An 18,047-nucleotide genomic window follows, 5' to 3' on the forward strand; every position below is an offset into this window, starting at 1 on the left:
GAAAAACATGGCGAAGGAGCTTTAGTCGAAAAAGTTGTATGAACAAAAAAATTTTCTTCCAAGAGCAACAGACCGCCCAGGTGCTTGTCTAGGGGAGCAGGTAATTGAAAACCACCAGCAGTCGAACCAGTTTTTAATCAGCCTTAATAGTTAAGGACGATAGTGAGCAGTTATTAACCTACTATTATTCATAGACTATCGTATCTATCCAAATTACACTAATCCGGAAAGGTATTATTAATAATGGCGAATTCAGTGATCTTGATGACCGTCTCTGTGAGCAAACAGGACCTATTACCATCCATTCGCCACAAAGATTGGGGTCTAATACGACACCAATAGGAAACATAGCGGAGATAGTTAACAATCTACTTAAGCTCTATCTCTTCTACTGCTAAAACTGCACTGCTGAGCGAAAATTCGGACTTTTTTTCAGAATTTCATGCTCTCGGGAAATACCCCAACAGCTTTTCTTCTTTTTTATTCCTCGCCACCCTTTGCTTTATTTTCTATGGCTGCATGAGCAAGTTGAGTTTATAGTATCTGTAACACAAAATCTATTTCCTTCGTATTTTGAACTCAACGGACTAAGGGTAGTTTGTCATGGGTCCACTCATATTCTAAGGACGCAAGCCTCCCCTGTCCTGCAATAAATATGCAAAGGCCTAGCGGCATGCGTCCACCCTTAAGCAATATATCATACATAGGTTATAGGGAAGTCAAAAGCAATTCAATCTGAAATAATATTACTTTTGACAAGCAAATACAATGAAGGAGTGATTATGTATGAAAATAAACACTGGGAAACCTTGTGGCAGCAGCAATCACAAAGAATGCCCGCCTATGCTAGCATGTGATGTAGCAGAATCAAGAAGCACAGGCTGTGAAATTATCGAATTTGATACCACTGGTTTTGAACGTATAGTGGTTCTTCGAGACTTACGGTTGACAATTCCGGTAGAGGCAGATATTAAACTTCCATCCTTTGCAACAGATATAAAAGAGATAAGGAAGAATGTTCATTTAACACAATGTAAAGCTACAAGGATAATCGGAACTGATGAGAAGGCACGACGTACAGTAAACTTATTTGTTGAAGGGTTTGTACACAAAAATATTCAATTTGTAGAAGACTGTCATGGTTTTGTGAAAGATTTCATCGTCAATGTTCCATTCAGATGCTTTCACACAGTGGAATTAAAAACCCCTGCTAGCCCTGCTTTTGCCAGCAATAAGAATAGTACAAATAACGAACTTAGGGAGTTGGCTCCGAATAAAATGGAGGCAGATCGTTGTAATTTTGGTTCTCAAACTGAAGAATTATTTAATGAACCAATTGAGTGTAAATTAGACGAAGCTAAAATTAACCAATGGGATATTATTAGAAATTTCGATAACTGGGGTCGCTTCAATAAAATAACAGAGAAGATGTCGATTACACTTGATTTAAGATTGACGCAAAAGCAACTAGTAAAAACAATTACAAAATCAGACTATTAGAAATATGAGCTGACATACTCAAAAACAACAAAACTATCTCAATAGCCGGTAGAGGGTGTGGATCCCTCTACTATTCATTTTATGTGAATAAAGAGGATAATTCCTATGAAAAAATGAAGAATAGTTAAGTAGCACTTCATTATTGTGTAAATTAACTGCCAGTTAATGGATAATTAATCAATGATCAAAGGGTGTCAGAACTTCCAACACCCTTTTCCACCTATCTATACACAAACAGGTATATATTGTTTCTGATATAAATCAAACGCTATATTAGCTGTGCCCTGGATTGTTACCTTCTGGGAATCAAGATCATGGCTCCAAATAAATTGGATACTCCGTAATTCATCTTCAATTTTTTCTGTGAAAGTTTGGAAGAATTCAAAATGTGTACTGACGCCCTGATCACATGTAATAAATGTATACTCTTTTCCGCATTCCATATTTTTTTCAGGAAAAGCTATCCAGTCTACATGAATGACTTTATCCCACATAATTGGGATTTTAATTGTATGGATTTTTTTTGTTAGTGCATCTACGTATTCGATATCTGCTACGAGAGCACCTTTAACAAAAACGGTATTTGATGGCAATATTACATTTGCCTCAAATGATTTGACGGTCCAATCTGCATTGATTACATACTCTATTTGACAGTTTGTATCGATTGCATGAATGATATCAACATCAAAGTCAACGTTTGCTAATAAAACAGGGAGCTTTGCTAATTTATCTGGACGATATAGTGTCCTTTGATGATGATCGGTCTTTTTCTTTAAATTTTCATACTGTTTTTTCTCCCTATACTTCTTGACCTTGAGCTCTTCTTTTTCAAAGTCTGAAACAGAATTATCAACTGATGAAGATTCCGATGATGATGATTCTCGATTATGATTAAAAGGAGCTTCTCTATCTGATTCATGTAAGATAGAAAGAAACATATCCTGCTGTTCTGGAGCGTCATCGTTTGATATTTCTTCTCCATTAGCGGCGATAGAAGATTCCGATGATATAGTTTCTCTATTGCGATTAAAAGGAGCTTCTTCGTCTGATTCATGTAAAATAGAATGAGCCATATCCTTCTGATCTGGAAGGTCATCGTTTGATTCTTCCACATCACCGTCGTCAGAAGATCCCGAATATAATGTTTCTCGATTGTGATTGAAAGGGCCTTCTTCATCTGATTCATGTAAAATAGAAAGAAACTTATTCTCCTGTTCTAGAAGGTCATCATTTGATGATTCTTCCGCATCAGCGGTGTCAGAAGATCCCGAATATAATGTTTCTCTATTATTAAAAGGGCCTTCTTCATCTGATTCATGTAAAATAGAAAGAAACTTATTCTCCTGTTCTAGAAGGTCATCATTTGATGATTCTTCCGCATCAGCGGCGTCAGAAGATCCCGAATATATAGTTTCTCGATGGTGATTAAAAGGGCCTTCTTCATCTGATTCATGTAAAATAGAAAGAAACTTATTCTCCTGTTCTGGAAGGTCATCATTTGATTTTTCTTCCGCATCAGCGGCGTCAGAAGATTCCGATGATAAAGTTTCTCGATTGTGATTAAAAGGTCCTTCTTCATCTGATTTATGTGAAATAGAAAGAGCCATGTCCTTCTGATCTGAAAGGTCATCATTTAATATTTCTTCCACGTCATCCGCATTAGAAGATTTCGATGATGAAGTTTCCTCATTATGATTTAAAGGAGCTTCTTCGTCTGATTCATGTGAAATAGAAAGAGCCATATCCTTCTGATCTGAAAGGTCATCATTTAATATTTCTTCCACGTCATCCGCATTAGAAGATTTCGATGATGAAGTTTCCTCATTATGATTTAAAGGAGCTTCTTCGTCTGATTTATGTGAAATAGAAAGAGCCATATCCTTCTGATCTGAAAAGTCATCATTTAATATTTGTTCCACGTCATCCGCATTAGAAGATTTCGATGATGAAGTTTCCTCATTATGATTTAAAGGAGCTTCTTCGTCTGATTTATGTGAAATAGAAAGAGCCATATCCTTCTGATCTGAAAGGTCATCATTTGAAGTTTCTTCCTCGTCATCGGTATTATCTGACGATTCACCTAACATGGATAAAAACTTTTCTAACAAATATTCTTCCTCACTATTATTCTGCTCTGTTATAAATGGCTCCATCTGATTCTCTTCATCAAGTGCTTTATCATCTCCTTCAGTAGGTTCTGTAGATGATTTTTCAATACCCATCTTAGATAAAAACATGTCTTCTAAAGAATCATGTTTATTACTTGAAGTAGTTTTAATTTGGGAATCTTTAGAATCTGTCTGATTTTCTGTTTCTGCCTGTGTTGTAATTTCCTGTGAGAGAGATGACTCCCCATTAAAAGTATCTATTTTCTCATCTAGTTCACTCTTAATGTTTGATATATTTTTAGTATCATCCTCTTTAAGAGTTAATGGTTGCTTTTCTTGATATTTTGAGGACTTATCTGCTTTATTTAGATAAGCCCCTTCATCGTTATCATTTGAATCATTTCGGTTTTTCGATCCTTGTTTTGAATACTTACTATACTTTTTTGATTGGCCTTCATTTTTTTTCTTGTCACTCTCTAATATTTGTTTCGATTTTTCATCTGATTGGATAGGATTATTTTCTAGATTTTCATTATGATGAAATTCCCGGTCTTTTAACCTAGGCGAAGAATAGATTACAGGATTTGACGTATTTGTACTACTGCTATTGGGAGAATAAATTCCTGTCTTTCTTGCATGATTGTTTGCCTTTTTTGAAATGGATGGATACCCAATATTGTTAAGGTTTGTATTTGACCTGTTCTTGTGAAAACGTACTACCTTTTCCTCGTTTTTCCAATTCAAGTGTCCAGAATGTGTAAAGTTATCTGCCATTTCCCATCGAAAAGTGCTTTATACATAGAGCACCCCTCCAATCACCTCCTTACACTAATACATTTATGAATATGCAGATACATTTTCTTAATCGTCTGTGCCAATATCTAGTTCATAATCCGAATCATAATCGTATTTATGATCATGCTTATAATCATGCTTGCAATCATGCTTACAATCATCTCTATAATGATCATCTTTATAATGATCATCATTGGATGTTGACGTTACCCTGACTTGTTGATTTTGCAATACTTTTAAACCTATATCCAATACCATTTTTTCTTCTACCGTTTGGAAAAAACCTTCGTTCAATGGAGCAGTATGTGGAAGCGGTGTTCTGTCCACTGCCTCATCCCATTCAATAATCTTGCTGAAAAGTAACTCACAGAATGGTAATTCATTATAGAATTGTTTACTTTCTTGATGGAACTGGGAAAGATCACTTGTCATTAATTCATCTTTCTCAGGGTAACCTGGTGGTAAAGCTTGGGATACCCCGAAATCAAATTCATCCCGCTTGTTGATTTTTGGCATTACGGGGTGTGCGAGAAACTTCTTGATTTCTGTTACACATTCAAAAGGAATATCCACAGTAAGAGAATGTAAGTCTGACGCTATTGATTTTTCAGTACTTTCCGCAATCTCTTTCGATGGAGAAGCGTATTGAATGTTTTTGCGGACAAATCCTTTTATAAATAATTTCTTAGTTGGTAATAATAATCGGCATTGTGTTAAATTCACTCGTTTTTTAACATCTTTTATTTCTAAAACTGGCTCAGGAAATTTAATCTTTGTGTCCAAATTTAACTGTAGCTCAAGCTCTGCCAAAACGACAGGCACCTTTGTGTAAAGTTTTCCAATACTAACATGTGGAGTAAAAGGATGGTTATCACACTCGCCTATATTTGAAGTTACTCTGCATTCAACATTATTTTTATGGTCATGCATTTCTGACATTTGTATTCCTCCTTACCATATTTAACTCAATTTCATCGTATGTAGGATATTTGACTATGTATGGGCTTTTATCATGGTAGTGAGAATTTTTTAGACATTTAACCATATATCTCCTGTTACGGATACTTATTTATCCTCGATTATGGCGGCTTTAAACAATTTTTTATTTTCTATTGTTTCGACCCACCGATCGATATAAGCTGCCTGTCATTAAGATCAAGTATCTAAAAAAATAATATACTGCCAAGATATATACCTTCAGATGAAAGCAAGTATAGTAACCATTCTTCATGCAGAGTAATATATATTATCAGCATGATTATTTCTTATATTTAATTACAAAAGATCAACAATGGCAGTAAAATGATTCATTTATAAATCCCTAATGAATAGGATACAAGGGTAGAAATTCCACCAGTTAAAGTGAAACTTCATGCAGTGCAGTCCACTGCCTCCCTACCTTCAAATGTCTTTTGTTTCCCTCGAACTTAGGAGGGGATAAAAAACGTCTTTGCGTGATAAAAAATCGGAAATAAAAATGGGTACTAGCACAGCCCATCTTTTCATGCATAAGATTAAAAACGAGGAGGAAGATACGATGTTAATAAATAATCTTTTAGCTGTTGATGTAGGAAACAGCTGGTATAAAGTACTTGTATCAGATAACGGCGAAACATTTGATTATCAAATGCCAAATGCAATCGCATTGTTTGATGAAGAATTATATGAAAAACCATATGATGATGATGATATTGATCTGGAAGATAATTTAATCGTAGAAATAAAAAGTCCTGCATTCGTTGATAAACGGGAGATCTATTATCTTGGAAATGCAGCAGCAAAGCAAAGAAATGTGAGCTTTACTTCTTATAATAACCAAAAGGCAGATGAGGTTCGAACTTACTTGTTATTATTCGGAATTGCTGGTTATCATGCACTTGTTACCCAACCGTGGAATACAGAATTGGAATATCATATCAACCAACTGGCAGTTTCATTACCTACCACACAATATAAAGAAAATAAAGAGACATTTAAGGAGCGTCTCATCGGTACGCATAGCGTGATTTTTCATAAAGTCCCTGGCATGGAAGAGCCAAAAGAAATGGTTGTAAAATTGACTATCGATGATGTAATTGTTGGTGCTGAAGGTGCATGCGCATATTTAGGATTGACACGGGATCAGGAGACACTCTCGGTTACAAATGAATCACTTGTAGAGGATTCAGCTAAGGGGATTATTATTGGCGACTTAGGTGGAGATTCCGTTGATTTTGTTGGTATAAAAAATAATAAACCCGTCGCTTCTGTAGAAGGAGAAGCTTTCGGAATCAATCCATATCTTGATATTATCATTCAAAAAGTAAGTAAAAATGAGTTATATCAGTTTAATTCAAGGTCAGAATTAGAGAAACTATTAATTAAGGGACCGTCAGAATGGTACGTGGAGCCGTTTGCTGGTGTAAAAAAAGATATCAGTAAATATGTTTTACCACAGTTAAGAGACATGGCCATAAAATACCTAGAGCATTTTGATCGGGTTCGGTCAGGTTCCAATGAAATTAAAGGTGCAGCAAGATATATAGCCGTTGGTGGAGCAGTAAAACTTGCGCAAAGACAAATCGAGGAAGCAGCGGTAAAATGGAAAGAACGAGGCCGGCCCATTGACTTGTACTTTCCAGAGGATATGCCAAACCTCAATGTGCTTGGACTAATGATTCTAGCAAAAATGAATCAATACCGTAAAGCAAAAATAGATGACTATGTTTATACAAAAGGGTAAAGGATGAGGTGGTGAAAATGTCAAGGATGTATACGGATTTTTCCAATGAAACTATAATAACTATTCCTGACAGCTTCATCGAAGTCAAAACAGGAGAAAATCAGGTAGTCTCACCAAAAACACAAGAACAAATAAAGTTTCATGCCGAAAATAATACACTCCTGCATCTTATCTTTTCAGCACTTGAGAGTTATCTGCACCCTAAACCTGTTAAACATGCTCAATCAAGTGATATCATGCTTGAATTGTTAGAAATTAAAAAAATGATAAAACAAGGGAGTTCTATTAAAAATCATTCCATTAATGACATATCTCCTAAAAAAGAAACATCTGACTCCGGTGAGTTAAATTTAAAAGACATTGAGGATTTGCTTGAATCGTTTGGAGGGTAGGTTAATTATGTATTAAAGGTAGACCTTAATAGACAAGGTTTACCTTTTACCTTCCAGCGAAGGTACCATACGAGCCTTTTTGGAGAAAATTCAATAGATACAAGTTTATAATTTCACAGCTGGCAAGCATGTCACAGCGCAGAAACAGGAAAGATCAACATTTATACAAATTCCTGTTTTGATTAGATCATCCGCGCATTTTTTATCAATTTGGCAATAAGGACTACTATTTCTATGACCACAACAATCATATTTAGAGACTGCTGAATATTTTAAATCTGATCTAAATGCCAGTAATTCAAGGACAGCACATTTACCTTTCAGTTCTTTGATTTTAAAAATAAACGAATCAATACATTTAAATTTTTTCTTACTTTTATCCTTGCAACTTGAATATGTTACTACTCCAGTTCCTTTAAAAGGATCACATCCACAATATAGGATGATTGGAATAGTATTTTTGATTGCCTTCTGTTTCTCACCACGTAAATCGTCTATGGAGTTCTCACATGACGTTTTACAGTGATCATCTTGTTTAACTTTATTCTGTGCCCTCAAAATGGCTTCTAACACTTCCTCTACACAGTTCTCAAAACGGTTCTTATCCGGCATTCCAGTCCCTTTTTTATGAGAATCACAGCAACTCTTATGATAATCGGGTCTCTTGGCGCATTTCCTCGGTCTATAAACCGCTTTTTCGGTATCATAATAGGGTTTTTTCATTGATTTCACTCCCCAAAAATTATTTAATATTTCCTCAAGGTATCATATGTGTACAGCAAAATTCCGCTTAATGGTCTCGCCCAATAAAATAAATATAAATATAATGAAAGTACATAGGGGATGCTGTTGGGTGCATTTCCATTCTTCCCAGTCCGATACAACTGATGTTTAGTGGATTCCTTCAGGGGAGGAACTGCTTTTTAAAGCAAGCGATTTATCCCCTCAACTTAACAGGATGTAGAATTAATGGACAATAAAACCGTTCTTCTTTTAAGGTATTCATCAATTTTTACTTTTCACCTTATTACTTAGGCACAGTACACGACTTCCTCTCAATCACCAACCTAACTCGTTTTTTCCAAATTATCCCTTGACTCCATATACACAATGTATATAATGTATATATACAATCAAAAAAAGAGGTGCCCCAACCCATGAATATACTCATCTCAAGCACTAAAAAGGAGCCGCTATTTCAGCAAATCATGGACCAGATCAAGGCACAGATCTTCTCTGGTGAGTTAAAGGAAGGGGATGCCCTCCCTTCTATGCGTCAGCTTGCAAAGGATTTGAAGGTAAGTGTTATCACAACAAAACGGGCATATGAAGAGCTGGAAAAAGGAGGATACTTAGTCTCAGCAGTTGGAAAAGGAACATTTGTTGCTGGGGAAGATCCGGAGATTCTAAAAGAATGGCAAATTAGTGAATTAGAAATTCAGCTTGAAAATGTTCTTCAAAAGGGAAAAAAACTTGGATTAACGAAGGAAGACATGATCGAGCGAATAGAAATTTACTACGAGGAGGAGCTGTAGATGAACGCGATTGAATTACATCACGTAACAAAGACTCGCAAGGATTTCACTATTAAAAACCTTAACCTTTTTGTACCACAGGGATACATTACAGGCTTTATTGGACCTAACGGGAGTGGGAAAACGACAACCATTCAAATGATCATGGATATTCTAAAAATAGATGAAGGAGAGATTAGGCTTTTTGGTACAACCCACAAAGATCATCATGTCAAACAGCGAATTGGTTTTGTTTATGATGACCTCTATATGTATGAAGATTTTACGATAAAAAAAATGAAGTCCTTTATTGCTCCCTTCTATGATTCGTGGAATGAGGAATTATTTCAATCCTATCTCGACCGATTTCAATTGCCATTCTATAAGAAAATAAAGAAGTTCTCAAAAGGGATGAAAATGAAATGTTCCTTGCTTTTTGCTCTTGCTCATGAGCCGGAACTTATTATAATGGATGAGCCAACTTCTGGACTTGACCCTGTTTTCCGCCGCGAGCTCATTGAGCACCTCCAAGAATTGATGACAAATGAAAAGCAAACCATTTTTCTCTCTACCCATATTACAACCGATCTTGATCGGATTGCAGATTATATCATCTTTATCCATAATGGGGAAATTTCACTTCAAAAGAACATGGAGGACATCCGACGTCATTTCCATGTTGTTAAAGGAAAAACAGAAATGATAGACGACGATACGAAGGAATTATTCATCGGAACTCAAATAACAGGTGTAGGATTTCATGCCTTATTTGAGGGAGACCTCTCTACATTTGAAGGCTTTGGAGATGAGATTATCGTGGAAGAAGCAAGTTTAGAGGATATTATGTTTTATCTCACGAGAAAGGAGATAGTTTCATGATTCAAGTTATCAAAAAAGATGTCCAAATTAATTTTCCTTTTCTTGTAATTGTCATCATAGGCATATCATTTATAACCTTACTAGATGATCCATTTTCCTTTCTTTACCCATGGACAATGATGGCGATCACTTTTAGCACCTTTTACATGGATCAAAAAAATCATTCCGATTATGTGTTACGCAGTTTGCCTGTTTCAACGAACGATATTGTTTTAACTAGGTATCTCTTTATCTTTGTGTTGAACATCGTTTTATGTTTGTATATGTGGCTGCTTGATTCTTTTCAATGGACTTCTCAATTAAACGGGGACGCCGTTTTAAGCCTTTATACCTTTACAAGCTTGTTGATTGCAGTAACACTTCCACTGTATTATATGCTTCAACGTTCTGGACTTGCGCTATTTTTACATTGCTTAAGTTCCATTGGATTATTTTTCATCATCGTTTTCATGGCAGCTGGATTGCAGCCGATGATCGATTTCTTTCATCCTGTGATCTATTTCCAGCCAGTTTTATTTTGTTTTGTTTTTTCGATTGCGTGCTTTTGCCTATCATACCATCTATCAAGGTGGATATATTCCAAAAAGGATATTGTTTAGGAGGTTGTCTACTATGCTGCATTTTATCAAACGGGATTTTTTATTAACCTGGTCGTCTTGGGCACTAATTACCTTACTGCTTATCCCTGTTGGGTATATTACCTATATCCCACCGACTTTTATTTTGTTACTGATCTTTTCTTCGGTTCTATTTGGCAGCTTCTTTTATGATCAAAAAGCAACGATTCACCGAACGAACATTAGTCTGCCTTTAAGGAGAACGGCGATAGTTATGAGTAGATATGTATTTTTCTTACTCTTTACAGTTATTGTTGTTTTGCTTCAATGGGGTGTAATTAGTATGATGGATGCTTGGATTCCTACCCCTAATTATTATGTTTATGGCTTTAAGGATTTCATTACTGTAACTTGCTTGTTTCTTCTGCTCATTGCTGTTTTCGCACCCATGTATTACCTCATTCGAAATCCTCACATCACGTTTAGCGTATATCTAATCATCCTTTTTCTGTTACAATTTATTCTCTTATCTTTATTAACCGATGTGTTAGGGATGACAAATTATGTCTCATTTAATGAAATTGATCAAGGTTTCGTCTTGTTGGTAGAAAAATATATACCATTTCAACCTTATCTTATATTAGTTATCCTATCGATTGGATTGTATATTGTTTCGCTAAAGATATCAGAGAAAATATTTTCCAAGCAATCACATTAGATATTGACAAGGCGATAATTTCCCGCTATAATAAATAGATTGTGAAGGTAACACAACTCTGGCATTCTACAGTGTTTTTGTTAATGCTTATTCACACTGGCGCGTCTAAGGGGACGCAAGGACATAAGAGCAGGTAGGGCTTATGTTGCTTAAGTTAGAGAACAGGTAAACAGGTTTCGTTTTAAATGAGTTGCTGAGAAACAGGAGCCTGTAGTGGAAAATGTACCGCGGTTAAAGTGAAATGATATCTTAAATTTCCCACCCGATTAAAGACAAAGTCGGGATAATAAATAAATTTTGTGTTACTTTTCTAATCAGAGGGGTACTCTTGTAAATAGAGTACCCCTCTTCCAATACATACTATAATAACTTAGAAAGAAGGGAAAAACATATATGCATACCTTAAAGATTGGAACGGTTGAAACTATGACAGTCCTAAGAAAGATTGAAACTGGATATGTACTAGAAAAAGATGGCGAGCAAGCACTATTGCATCATAACGAAGCAAAGGAAGAACTAGAAGAGAACGAGCAGGTTACGGTCTTCTTATATAATGATAAAAAAGGAAACATTGCTGCTACAACAACGTTACCGACGATTCGCATGGATTCTTATGATTGGGCAGAGGTAGTTGAGGTGTCCCCTCGCTTAGGCGGTGTGTTCGTTCAAATTGGCATAGCTAAGGAAATGCTCGTTTCTAAGGATGACCTGCCATTGTACGAGAGCGTTTGGCCTAAAGTCGGTGACAAGCTATTTGTAACTCTAGGACTTGACCAAAAAGGGCGGCTCTTAGCTATCCCAGCTACTGAAGGAATTATTTATCGTGAAATAGAACTTGCACCCGAAGACTTGTTAAATAGCCAAGTAACAGGACATGTGTATCATACAAGCAGAGAAGGAACAGCAATTATTACAAAAGAAAACTATCGTGGCTTTATCCACCATTTCGAACGCAAAAGCGAACCAAGACTTGGAGAACTTGTAACCGCTCGTGTAATCGAGGTCAAACATGATGGGACATTAAATCTATCCTTAAGACCATTGAAACAGCATGGCATGATGGAGGATGCAGATCTTATTCTTGAGCATTTGCAAGTAAATAATGGTATCATCCCTTTTAGTGATAAAAGTGAGCCTGAGGATATTCGCGGCACCTTTGAAATCAGTAAAGCAGCCTTTAAACGAGCTCTCGGCAAGCTGATGAAGGAAGGTAAAATTGAACAGCGTGATGGGAAAACCTATTTAAAATAAGAGGAAACTTCGATGAGGGTAGGGTTTATTGCCCTTTCCTCTACTCTTGAGAGTAGGGTCATTTCCCGCGAGATTGAAATTATCTCCTTCGAAAACAGGAACATCGCCTGCGAGAGCAGGAACATCAACCGTGAGAGGAAAATCATCGACCGCGAGAACAGAAACATCGACCGTGAGAGGAAAATCATAGTCCGCAAGAGCAGAAACATCACCTTCCAGAGATTAAGATGAAGTTCATATAAGTGAGAAATGATGATCTAACAGCCGGCTCATCACGCAATAACCACAAAAGGAGCTCATATAAGGCTCCTTTTTTTGTGTTAATTAATTTTCCGAAATGCTTTTACTGTTCTTATATACATCGAACATAGAAGTTAAGATAAACCCAATTGCCGCTGAAAACATACATGCAATTCCCCAACCTCCAAGCGGTGCTCCTAAGAATTCCTTATTTACCATAGAAGCTATCGCTAGAAAAGTCAGCCCACATACTGCTAAGAAAAAGCTAGGATAATAAACCGCATCTGTCTGCTTAGACGACGCTCTAACACCAACAAGTCCAATTAAAAATACAATAAACGTTAAAATACTCCCAATTGTTGCAACAGGCTCAAGCATCCTTCTCCCCCCTTTCTTTTAGTCTAACTTGCTTCCCCTTGAAAGACAACTTTTTTCATTTCCAACATTCAGAAAAGATAGGGTTAATTTTCCTTTCATCGAATAGAAAGTATATAATGACATACAAAGGGGGTACTTAAATTGATAAAATTTGAAGATTATAAATACGAGAGACCAGACGTGCCGAAAGTGAAAGAACATTTCCGTTCCCTGCTGGAAGACTTCTCTAATGCAACAAACGAAAACGAAGCAGAAAAGGCAGCGGAATCTATAAACAAGCTGCGTAATACGCTATCTACAATGGGGAACCTGGTATACATTCGATCTTCCATTGATACAAAAGATGAATTTTACCAGCAGGAGCGTGACTTCTTTGATGATGCACAGCCAGAATTTAATGAATTGAGTACGGAATTTTATAAGGAGCTCATCGGGTCTCCTTATCGTAAAGCATTGGAGGAAAAATTCGGAACCCAATTATTCAATATTGCAGAATTTGAAATCAAAGCATTTTCACCGCAAGTGATGGACTTAATGAAGCAGGAAAATCGCCTAGTCTCCGAATATTCTAAGCTAGTTGCTTCCGCTGAAATTGAGTTCGAAGGAGAGACGTATACCCTTGCACAGCTGGATCCTTTTGCGCAAAATAAAGACCGCAGTATTCGTAAAAAGGCAATAGAAGCGAAGTTCGGATTTTTCGCAGAGCATGCCGAGAAATTTGATGAGCTTTATGACAAGCTAGTAAAAACCCGCCATGAAATTGCAACAACGCTTGGCTTTAAAAATTTCGTAGAGCTAGGGTACCTGCGCATGTTACGAATCGACTACAACGCAGAGATGGTGGATGTTTTTCGTAAACAAGTTCGTGAAACCATTGTTCCTGCAGCAAGCCATTTATACGAACGGCAGAGAGGGCGCTTAGGTGTAGATTCTCTGAAATTTTATGATGAGAGCCTTGAGTTCACCTCTGGTAATGCCACACCAAAAGGCTCACCAGAGTGGATTATTGAAAATGGGAAGAAAATGTATGAGGAATTATCTAAAGAAACCAATGAATTTTTCCAATACATGCTAGACCATAATCTTATGGACCTGGAAGCGAAAAAGGGGAAAGAAGCTGGTGGCTACTGCACCTTTATCGAGGATTACCAGTCTCCATTTATTTTTGCTAACTTTAATGGTACTTCAGGAGATATTGATGTACTGACACATGAAGCAGGTCATGCCTTTCAGGTTTATTCATCTCGGCATTTAGGTATACCAGAATATGGATTTCCGACAAGTGAAGCAGCGGAAATCCACTCGATGAGTATGGAGTTTTTCACTTGGCCTTGGATGAAAAACTTCTTTAAAGAGGATACGGATAAATATAAATTTAGCCACTTATCCTCTGGATTAACCTTTATTCCATATGGAGTCTGTGTGGATGAATTCCAGCATTTAGTCTATGAAAACCCTGAGTGGACACCTGATGAGCGAAAAGCAGTATGGAAGAAACTGGAGGAAACCTATCTTCCACATCGTGATTATGATGGAATAGATTATTTGGAAAATGGAGCACTATGGCAACGTCAAGGGCATATCTATGCTGATCCCTTCTATTATATTGACTATACGCTAGCACAAATCTGTGCCTTCCAGTTCTGGAAACGTGATAACGAGAACCACGAGGAAGCATGGAAGGATTATCTAAATCTATGTAAACTAGGAGGATCAAAACCATTTTTAGAGCTTGTAAAAGCAGGAAATCTCCGCTCTCCGTTTGAGGAAGGAACAGTAGATTCAGTAATTGGCACAATTGAAGATTGGTTAAATAATGTGGACGATAAAGCATTATAATTCTTTTACCAGGTACAGTTTTGTACCTGGTATTTACATATTCTTAAGTTTGGCTTGAGGGAAAAATATGCTACACTCGAAGTATCATAAGTTAAAAGGAGTTCAACATGACCTATAAAGTATTATTTTTAGATATTGATGGCACGATTTTAAAACCAGACCATACATATGCTCAGTCAACGAGAGATGCAATTCTCCAAGTACAAAAACAAGGAATAGAAGTGTTTATAGCAACAGGAAGACCAATTCATGAAATCCGTGAGCTAGCAGAAGAATTAAACATTGACTCATTTATAGGCTACAATGGCGCACTTGCCCTCTTCAATGAGGAAACCATTGTTGATGAACCAATGCATGAGGAAACTGTGAAAAAGATGGTACAGTTAGCTCTCCAGCACAATCATGAAGTAATTATGTATACCAATGGAAAGAACTATTTAACAAATCCAGAAAGCTCTATCTCGAAGCATTTTGCAGAAGCTTTTCAGATGACAAAAAATCACCCTTATACATATGAAGTTGCTGGACAAATACTAGGAATGACGATTATGAACTTAGAACCTGAAGACAGTGCACTTTACCAATTTGATCCCACTATCCGTCTTTCCCAAGTTAATGTGGAAGGTGTAAAACATGCCTATGATATTATTCGTACTAGTGTAAATAAGGGAGAAGCTATCAAAAAACTATTAGAGCGGTTAAACATAGAGAAAGAGGAAGCGATAGCCTTTGGTGATGGCATGAATGATAAGGAAATGCTGCAAGCAGCAGGCGCGAGCTTTGCTATGGGGAATGCTGCTGATGAATTAGAGCAATATGCCAAACACCAAACAACCTCCGTGAATGAGGACGGGATTTTTAATGGATTGAAAAAGTTGGGATTGGTGAAGTAGATAATGAATCCCTCCTTGCCCTGCATGAAAAAGGACTCAGTTGCTTGAGTCCTTTACTTATTCTGGGAGATTAGCCTTCGTCGTCATTGCCCACTCCCGAATCTCATAGTTTCTTGCTCCATGAACGATATATGGATCTTCCTTCACCATTCTTTCCGCTTCTTCCAGATTATCTGCAATATAGACTACAAAGCCACCTGTACCATCTATAAATGGCCCGCGTGCAAACACTTTGCGCTCCTCTTCTTTTTGTTCTAAATAAGCTAAATGCTCAGGACGATATGCTTTACTCTTCTCTTCATCCTTCATAGGTAAAAATACGGCAAAATAACGCATAAGATATTCTCCTTTTATATGTATTTTATATTTACATTATATCTTAGAAATCCTTTTCGTTGCGAAATAAAACCAATTGTAATAAGAATTAATCAAGATCTTTTTTTAGCTACATTATTCCACCACACCAGTTCCATAATAATAGGGCAAGCGTTATAACGCCTGCCCATTTTCTTAGTTATGTCTAACTGGAGTTTTTTCTACTTTATTGCTTGTTGTTGTGTTTGACTGCTGCTTACTGTTTTTTTCATTCTTATTTGACTTAACCTCATCCTTTGCACTCACCAGCTCATCCTTTGCCTCCACTGCTTTGTCTTTGACATCCTTTAATTCACCTTGAGCATCCTTCGCAGTGTCCACCACCTCTTTCGCATCACCTACAACACTTTGAGTTGTTTCTTTGATATCTTTAGCTTGATTATCGAGGATGGACTGAATTTTGTTTAATGCCTCTTTTGAAATTTCAGTAGCATTTTGAATGCGTGTGATAATGGCTTGCTTGGTTCCATTTGGATCTTCTTTAATCGTAGTCGCATATTGATTTACAGAATCTTTCACATTTCTGGATGTATCTTTTACTTTAGACCTTACATTTGGATTTAACAGCACTATTGATGCTCCTGTAGCAAGAACTCCTGCCACTACTAATCCAGTCTTTGCTTTTTTCTGATTTGAAACAGTTGTATTCATAATAATAATCTCCTTTCGATTTAGTGACTGATATAAGTGTTATTTTTTTATTTCCCTTTTATCATTTCGTTTAAACATGCTTGATTTGAAGGGATCATCAAGAAGCCTTTTCAGGAAAACAAATTGACTCATACTCTACTACTCAAATAAATTATTTTTTTGTAATAAACAACTAGAGGTCCCTAGGTATACTCCGGCTGAAATCTCAATAGATATGAACTCTATTTGCGGTGCATAATTTCATCTGGCATTCTAGTCTCTAATGCTTTGCCTAGGATTCCATTTTTCTCTTCCATTTCAACTTTTCATTTCCCAAGGAATATTTCGCAAAAGTTCCATCAATCGCTATATACGCGCATGGTACACATACTTCTAAGCTTTCCCCATGCTCATACGGTCTTTTCGGTCCAACAGCTATGCCATAAACCCGCAGCAGAAATTAAGAAGGTTGAAAAGGCAATATGCAGCCAAAAAAGAGAGTGCTCTTAAAAGGTATAGTCACTTACCTTTTAGAACACCCTCTTTTTTACTTCTCTATAACACGCAATTCTTCGCCACCAACTAATACTGTTTTGGTCATGTCAATAAATAATCCTGTCTCCAGGACACCTACTTTATGAATTAATTCGTTGTGGAGCTTAACGGGATCTTTAATCTCACTAAATTGACAATCTAGTATATAATTCCCGTTATCAGTTATATAAATATCTTCATTTTGCTTGCGTAAGCTACAATCAGCTCCAAGTTCTTTTAATTCTTTCGATATAATTTCCCAGCCAAATGGCAGCACTTCAACTGGCAAAGGAAATGCCCCTAGTGTCTTCACAAGCTTGGATGGGTCTACAATAATAAGCAGTTGTTTTGCTGCTTGGGCAATCACTTTTTCTCTGAAAAGTGCTCCACCGCCACCTTTTATTAGCTGCAGATTTCCATCTACCTCATCTGCACCGTCAATCGTTATATCTAATTCCGTTACTCTAGAAAAATCTGTTAGTGATACTCCAAACTCTTTTGCCCATTCTGCAGTTTTATTGGAAGATGGGATTCCTTCTACAACTATTCTTTCTTGCTTGATTCTTTCACCTAATCTCTTTATCATCCAGTAAACGGTTGAACCTGAACCGAGGCCAACTTTCATACCATCTTTTATATACTCTACAGCTTTTTCGCCAGCTATTTTTTTTAATTTATCTTGTTCTGTTAGCACTTCGAATCCCCCATTGCCTTATACT

18 protein-coding genes are annotated in these 18,047 nt (G+C 36.8%); 11 read left to right on the forward strand and 7 right to left on the reverse strand.

Annotated elements, in window-relative coordinates; all coding sequences use genetic code 11:
• The first annotated feature begins 786 nt into the window (after positions 1-786).
• Positions 787-1,500, forward strand: coding sequence for a CsxC family protein (locus tag D8M04_RS05915; protein ID WP_121521990.1), 714 nt, complete (start codon positions 787-789; stop codon positions 1,498-1,500).
• A gap of 224 nt (positions 1,501-1,724) precedes the next feature.
• On the opposite strand, the gene D8M04_RS05920 is transcribed toward D8M04_RS05915, so the two are convergent.
• A complete protein-coding gene (locus D8M04_RS05920; RefSeq protein WP_121521991.1) occupies positions 1,725-4,385 on the reverse strand; it encodes a midas domain-containing protein in 2,661 nt (886 codons plus the stop codon).
• 87 nt (positions 4,386-4,472) lie between these two features.
• Positions 4,473-5,345, reverse strand: coding sequence for a CsxC family protein (locus tag D8M04_RS05925; protein ID WP_246001132.1), 873 nt, complete (start codon positions 5,343-5,345; stop codon positions 4,473-4,475).
• A 598-nt stretch (positions 5,346-5,943) separates the two neighbouring features.
• On the opposite strand from D8M04_RS05925, the gene D8M04_RS05930 reads away from it, so the two are divergent.
• Complete coding sequence (locus D8M04_RS05930) at positions 5,944-7,128, forward strand: ParM/StbA family protein (protein WP_121521992.1); 1,185 nt, start codon at positions 5,944-5,946, stop codon at positions 7,126-7,128.
• Positions 7,129-7,145: 17 nt separating this feature from the next.
• A complete protein-coding gene (locus D8M04_RS05935) occupies positions 7,146-7,520 on the forward strand; it encodes a hypothetical protein (RefSeq protein ID WP_121521993.1) in 375 nt (124 codons plus the stop codon).
• A gap of 105 nt (positions 7,521-7,625) precedes the next feature.
• Here the strand turns inward: D8M04_RS05935 and D8M04_RS05940 are convergent, their stop codons facing one another.
• The gene (locus D8M04_RS05940; RefSeq protein WP_246001133.1) at positions 7,626-8,243 is read right to left on the reverse strand and encodes a CotY/CotZ family spore coat protein; all 618 of its coding nucleotides are present in this window, start codon (positions 8,241-8,243) and stop codon (positions 7,626-7,628) included.
• Positions 8,244-8,677: 434 nt separating this feature from the next.
• Between D8M04_RS05940 and D8M04_RS05945 the strand changes: the two genes are divergently transcribed.
• The 6 genes from D8M04_RS05945 to D8M04_RS19905 all read left to right on the forward strand — a co-directional run bounded on the left by D8M04_RS05945 (position 8,678) and on the right by D8M04_RS19905 (position 12,670).
• The gene (locus D8M04_RS05945; protein WP_121521994.1) at positions 8,678-9,055 is read left to right on the forward strand and encodes a GntR family transcriptional regulator; all 378 of its coding nucleotides are present in this window, start codon (positions 8,678-8,680) and stop codon (positions 9,053-9,055) included.
• Positions 9,056-9,913 (forward strand): ABC transporter ATP-binding protein, encoded by an 858-nt coding sequence (locus tag D8M04_RS05950; protein ID WP_121521995.1) that lies wholly within the window; start codon positions 9,056-9,058, stop codon positions 9,911-9,913.
• Positions 9,910-10,512 carry an ABC-2 transporter permease gene (locus D8M04_RS05955; protein ID WP_121521996.1) on the forward strand — a complete coding sequence of 201 codons (603 nt, stop codon included), beginning with the start codon at positions 9,910-9,912 and terminating at the stop codon, positions 10,510-10,512. The genes D8M04_RS05950 and D8M04_RS05955 overlap by 4 nt, the downstream gene beginning before the upstream one ends.
• 13 nt (positions 10,513-10,525) lie before the next feature.
• Positions 10,526-11,188, forward strand: a complete 663-nt coding sequence (locus D8M04_RS05960; protein WP_121521997.1) for an ABC-2 transporter permease — start codon at positions 10,526-10,528, stop codon at positions 11,186-11,188.
• Between the two features lie 393 nt (positions 11,189-11,581).
• A complete protein-coding gene (locus D8M04_RS05965) occupies positions 11,582-12,439 on the forward strand; it encodes a CvfB family protein (protein WP_121521998.1) in 858 nt (285 codons plus the stop codon).
• A gap of 12 nt (positions 12,440-12,451) precedes the next feature.
• A complete protein-coding gene (locus D8M04_RS19905; RefSeq protein WP_147436777.1) occupies positions 12,452-12,670 on the forward strand; it encodes a hypothetical protein in 219 nt (72 codons plus the stop codon).
• 93 nt (positions 12,671-12,763) lie between these two features.
• Here D8M04_RS19905 and D8M04_RS05970 read toward each other — a convergent pair whose 3' ends face one another.
• Positions 12,764-13,057, reverse strand: a complete 294-nt coding sequence (locus tag D8M04_RS05970; RefSeq protein ID WP_121521999.1) for a hypothetical protein — start codon at positions 13,055-13,057, stop codon at positions 12,764-12,766.
• A 141-nt stretch (positions 13,058-13,198) separates the two neighbouring features.
• Here D8M04_RS05970 and D8M04_RS05975 point away from each other — a divergent pair, with 141 nt between their 5' ends.
• Positions 13,199-14,896, forward strand: a complete 1,698-nt coding sequence (locus D8M04_RS05975) for a M3 family oligoendopeptidase (protein WP_121522000.1) — start codon at positions 13,199-13,201, stop codon at positions 14,894-14,896.
• 107 nt (positions 14,897-15,003) lie between these two features.
• Positions 15,004-15,789: an HAD family hydrolase gene (locus D8M04_RS05980; RefSeq protein WP_121522001.1), complete on the forward strand. Its 786-nt coding sequence runs from the start codon at positions 15,004-15,006 to the stop codon at positions 15,787-15,789.
• Between the two features lie 57 nt (positions 15,790-15,846).
• On the opposite strand, the gene D8M04_RS05985 is transcribed toward D8M04_RS05980, so the two are convergent.
• The 3 genes from D8M04_RS05985 to rpiA all read right to left on the reverse strand — a co-directional run bounded on the left by D8M04_RS05985 (position 15,847) and on the right by rpiA (position 18,022).
• Positions 15,847-16,125: a YciI family protein gene (locus D8M04_RS05985; protein ID WP_121522002.1), complete on the reverse strand. Its 279-nt coding sequence runs from the start codon at positions 16,123-16,125 to the stop codon at positions 15,847-15,849.
• Between the two features lie 174 nt (positions 16,126-16,299).
• Positions 16,300-16,815 carry a hypothetical protein gene (locus D8M04_RS05990; RefSeq protein WP_121522003.1) on the reverse strand — a complete coding sequence of 172 codons (516 nt, stop codon included), beginning with the start codon at positions 16,813-16,815 and terminating at the stop codon, positions 16,300-16,302.
• 526 nt (positions 16,816-17,341) lie between these two features.
• Positions 17,342-18,022, reverse strand: coding sequence for a ribose 5-phosphate isomerase A (rpiA, locus tag D8M04_RS05995; RefSeq protein WP_121522004.1), 681 nt, complete (start codon positions 18,020-18,022; stop codon positions 17,342-17,344).
• Positions 18,023-18,047: the final 25 nt, after the last annotated feature.

Source organism: Oceanobacillus piezotolerans, from assembly GCF_003665065.1.
In the GTDB taxonomy this organism is placed as follows: domain Bacteria; phylum Bacillota; class Bacilli; order Bacillales; family Amphibacillaceae; genus Oceanobacillus; species Oceanobacillus piezotolerans.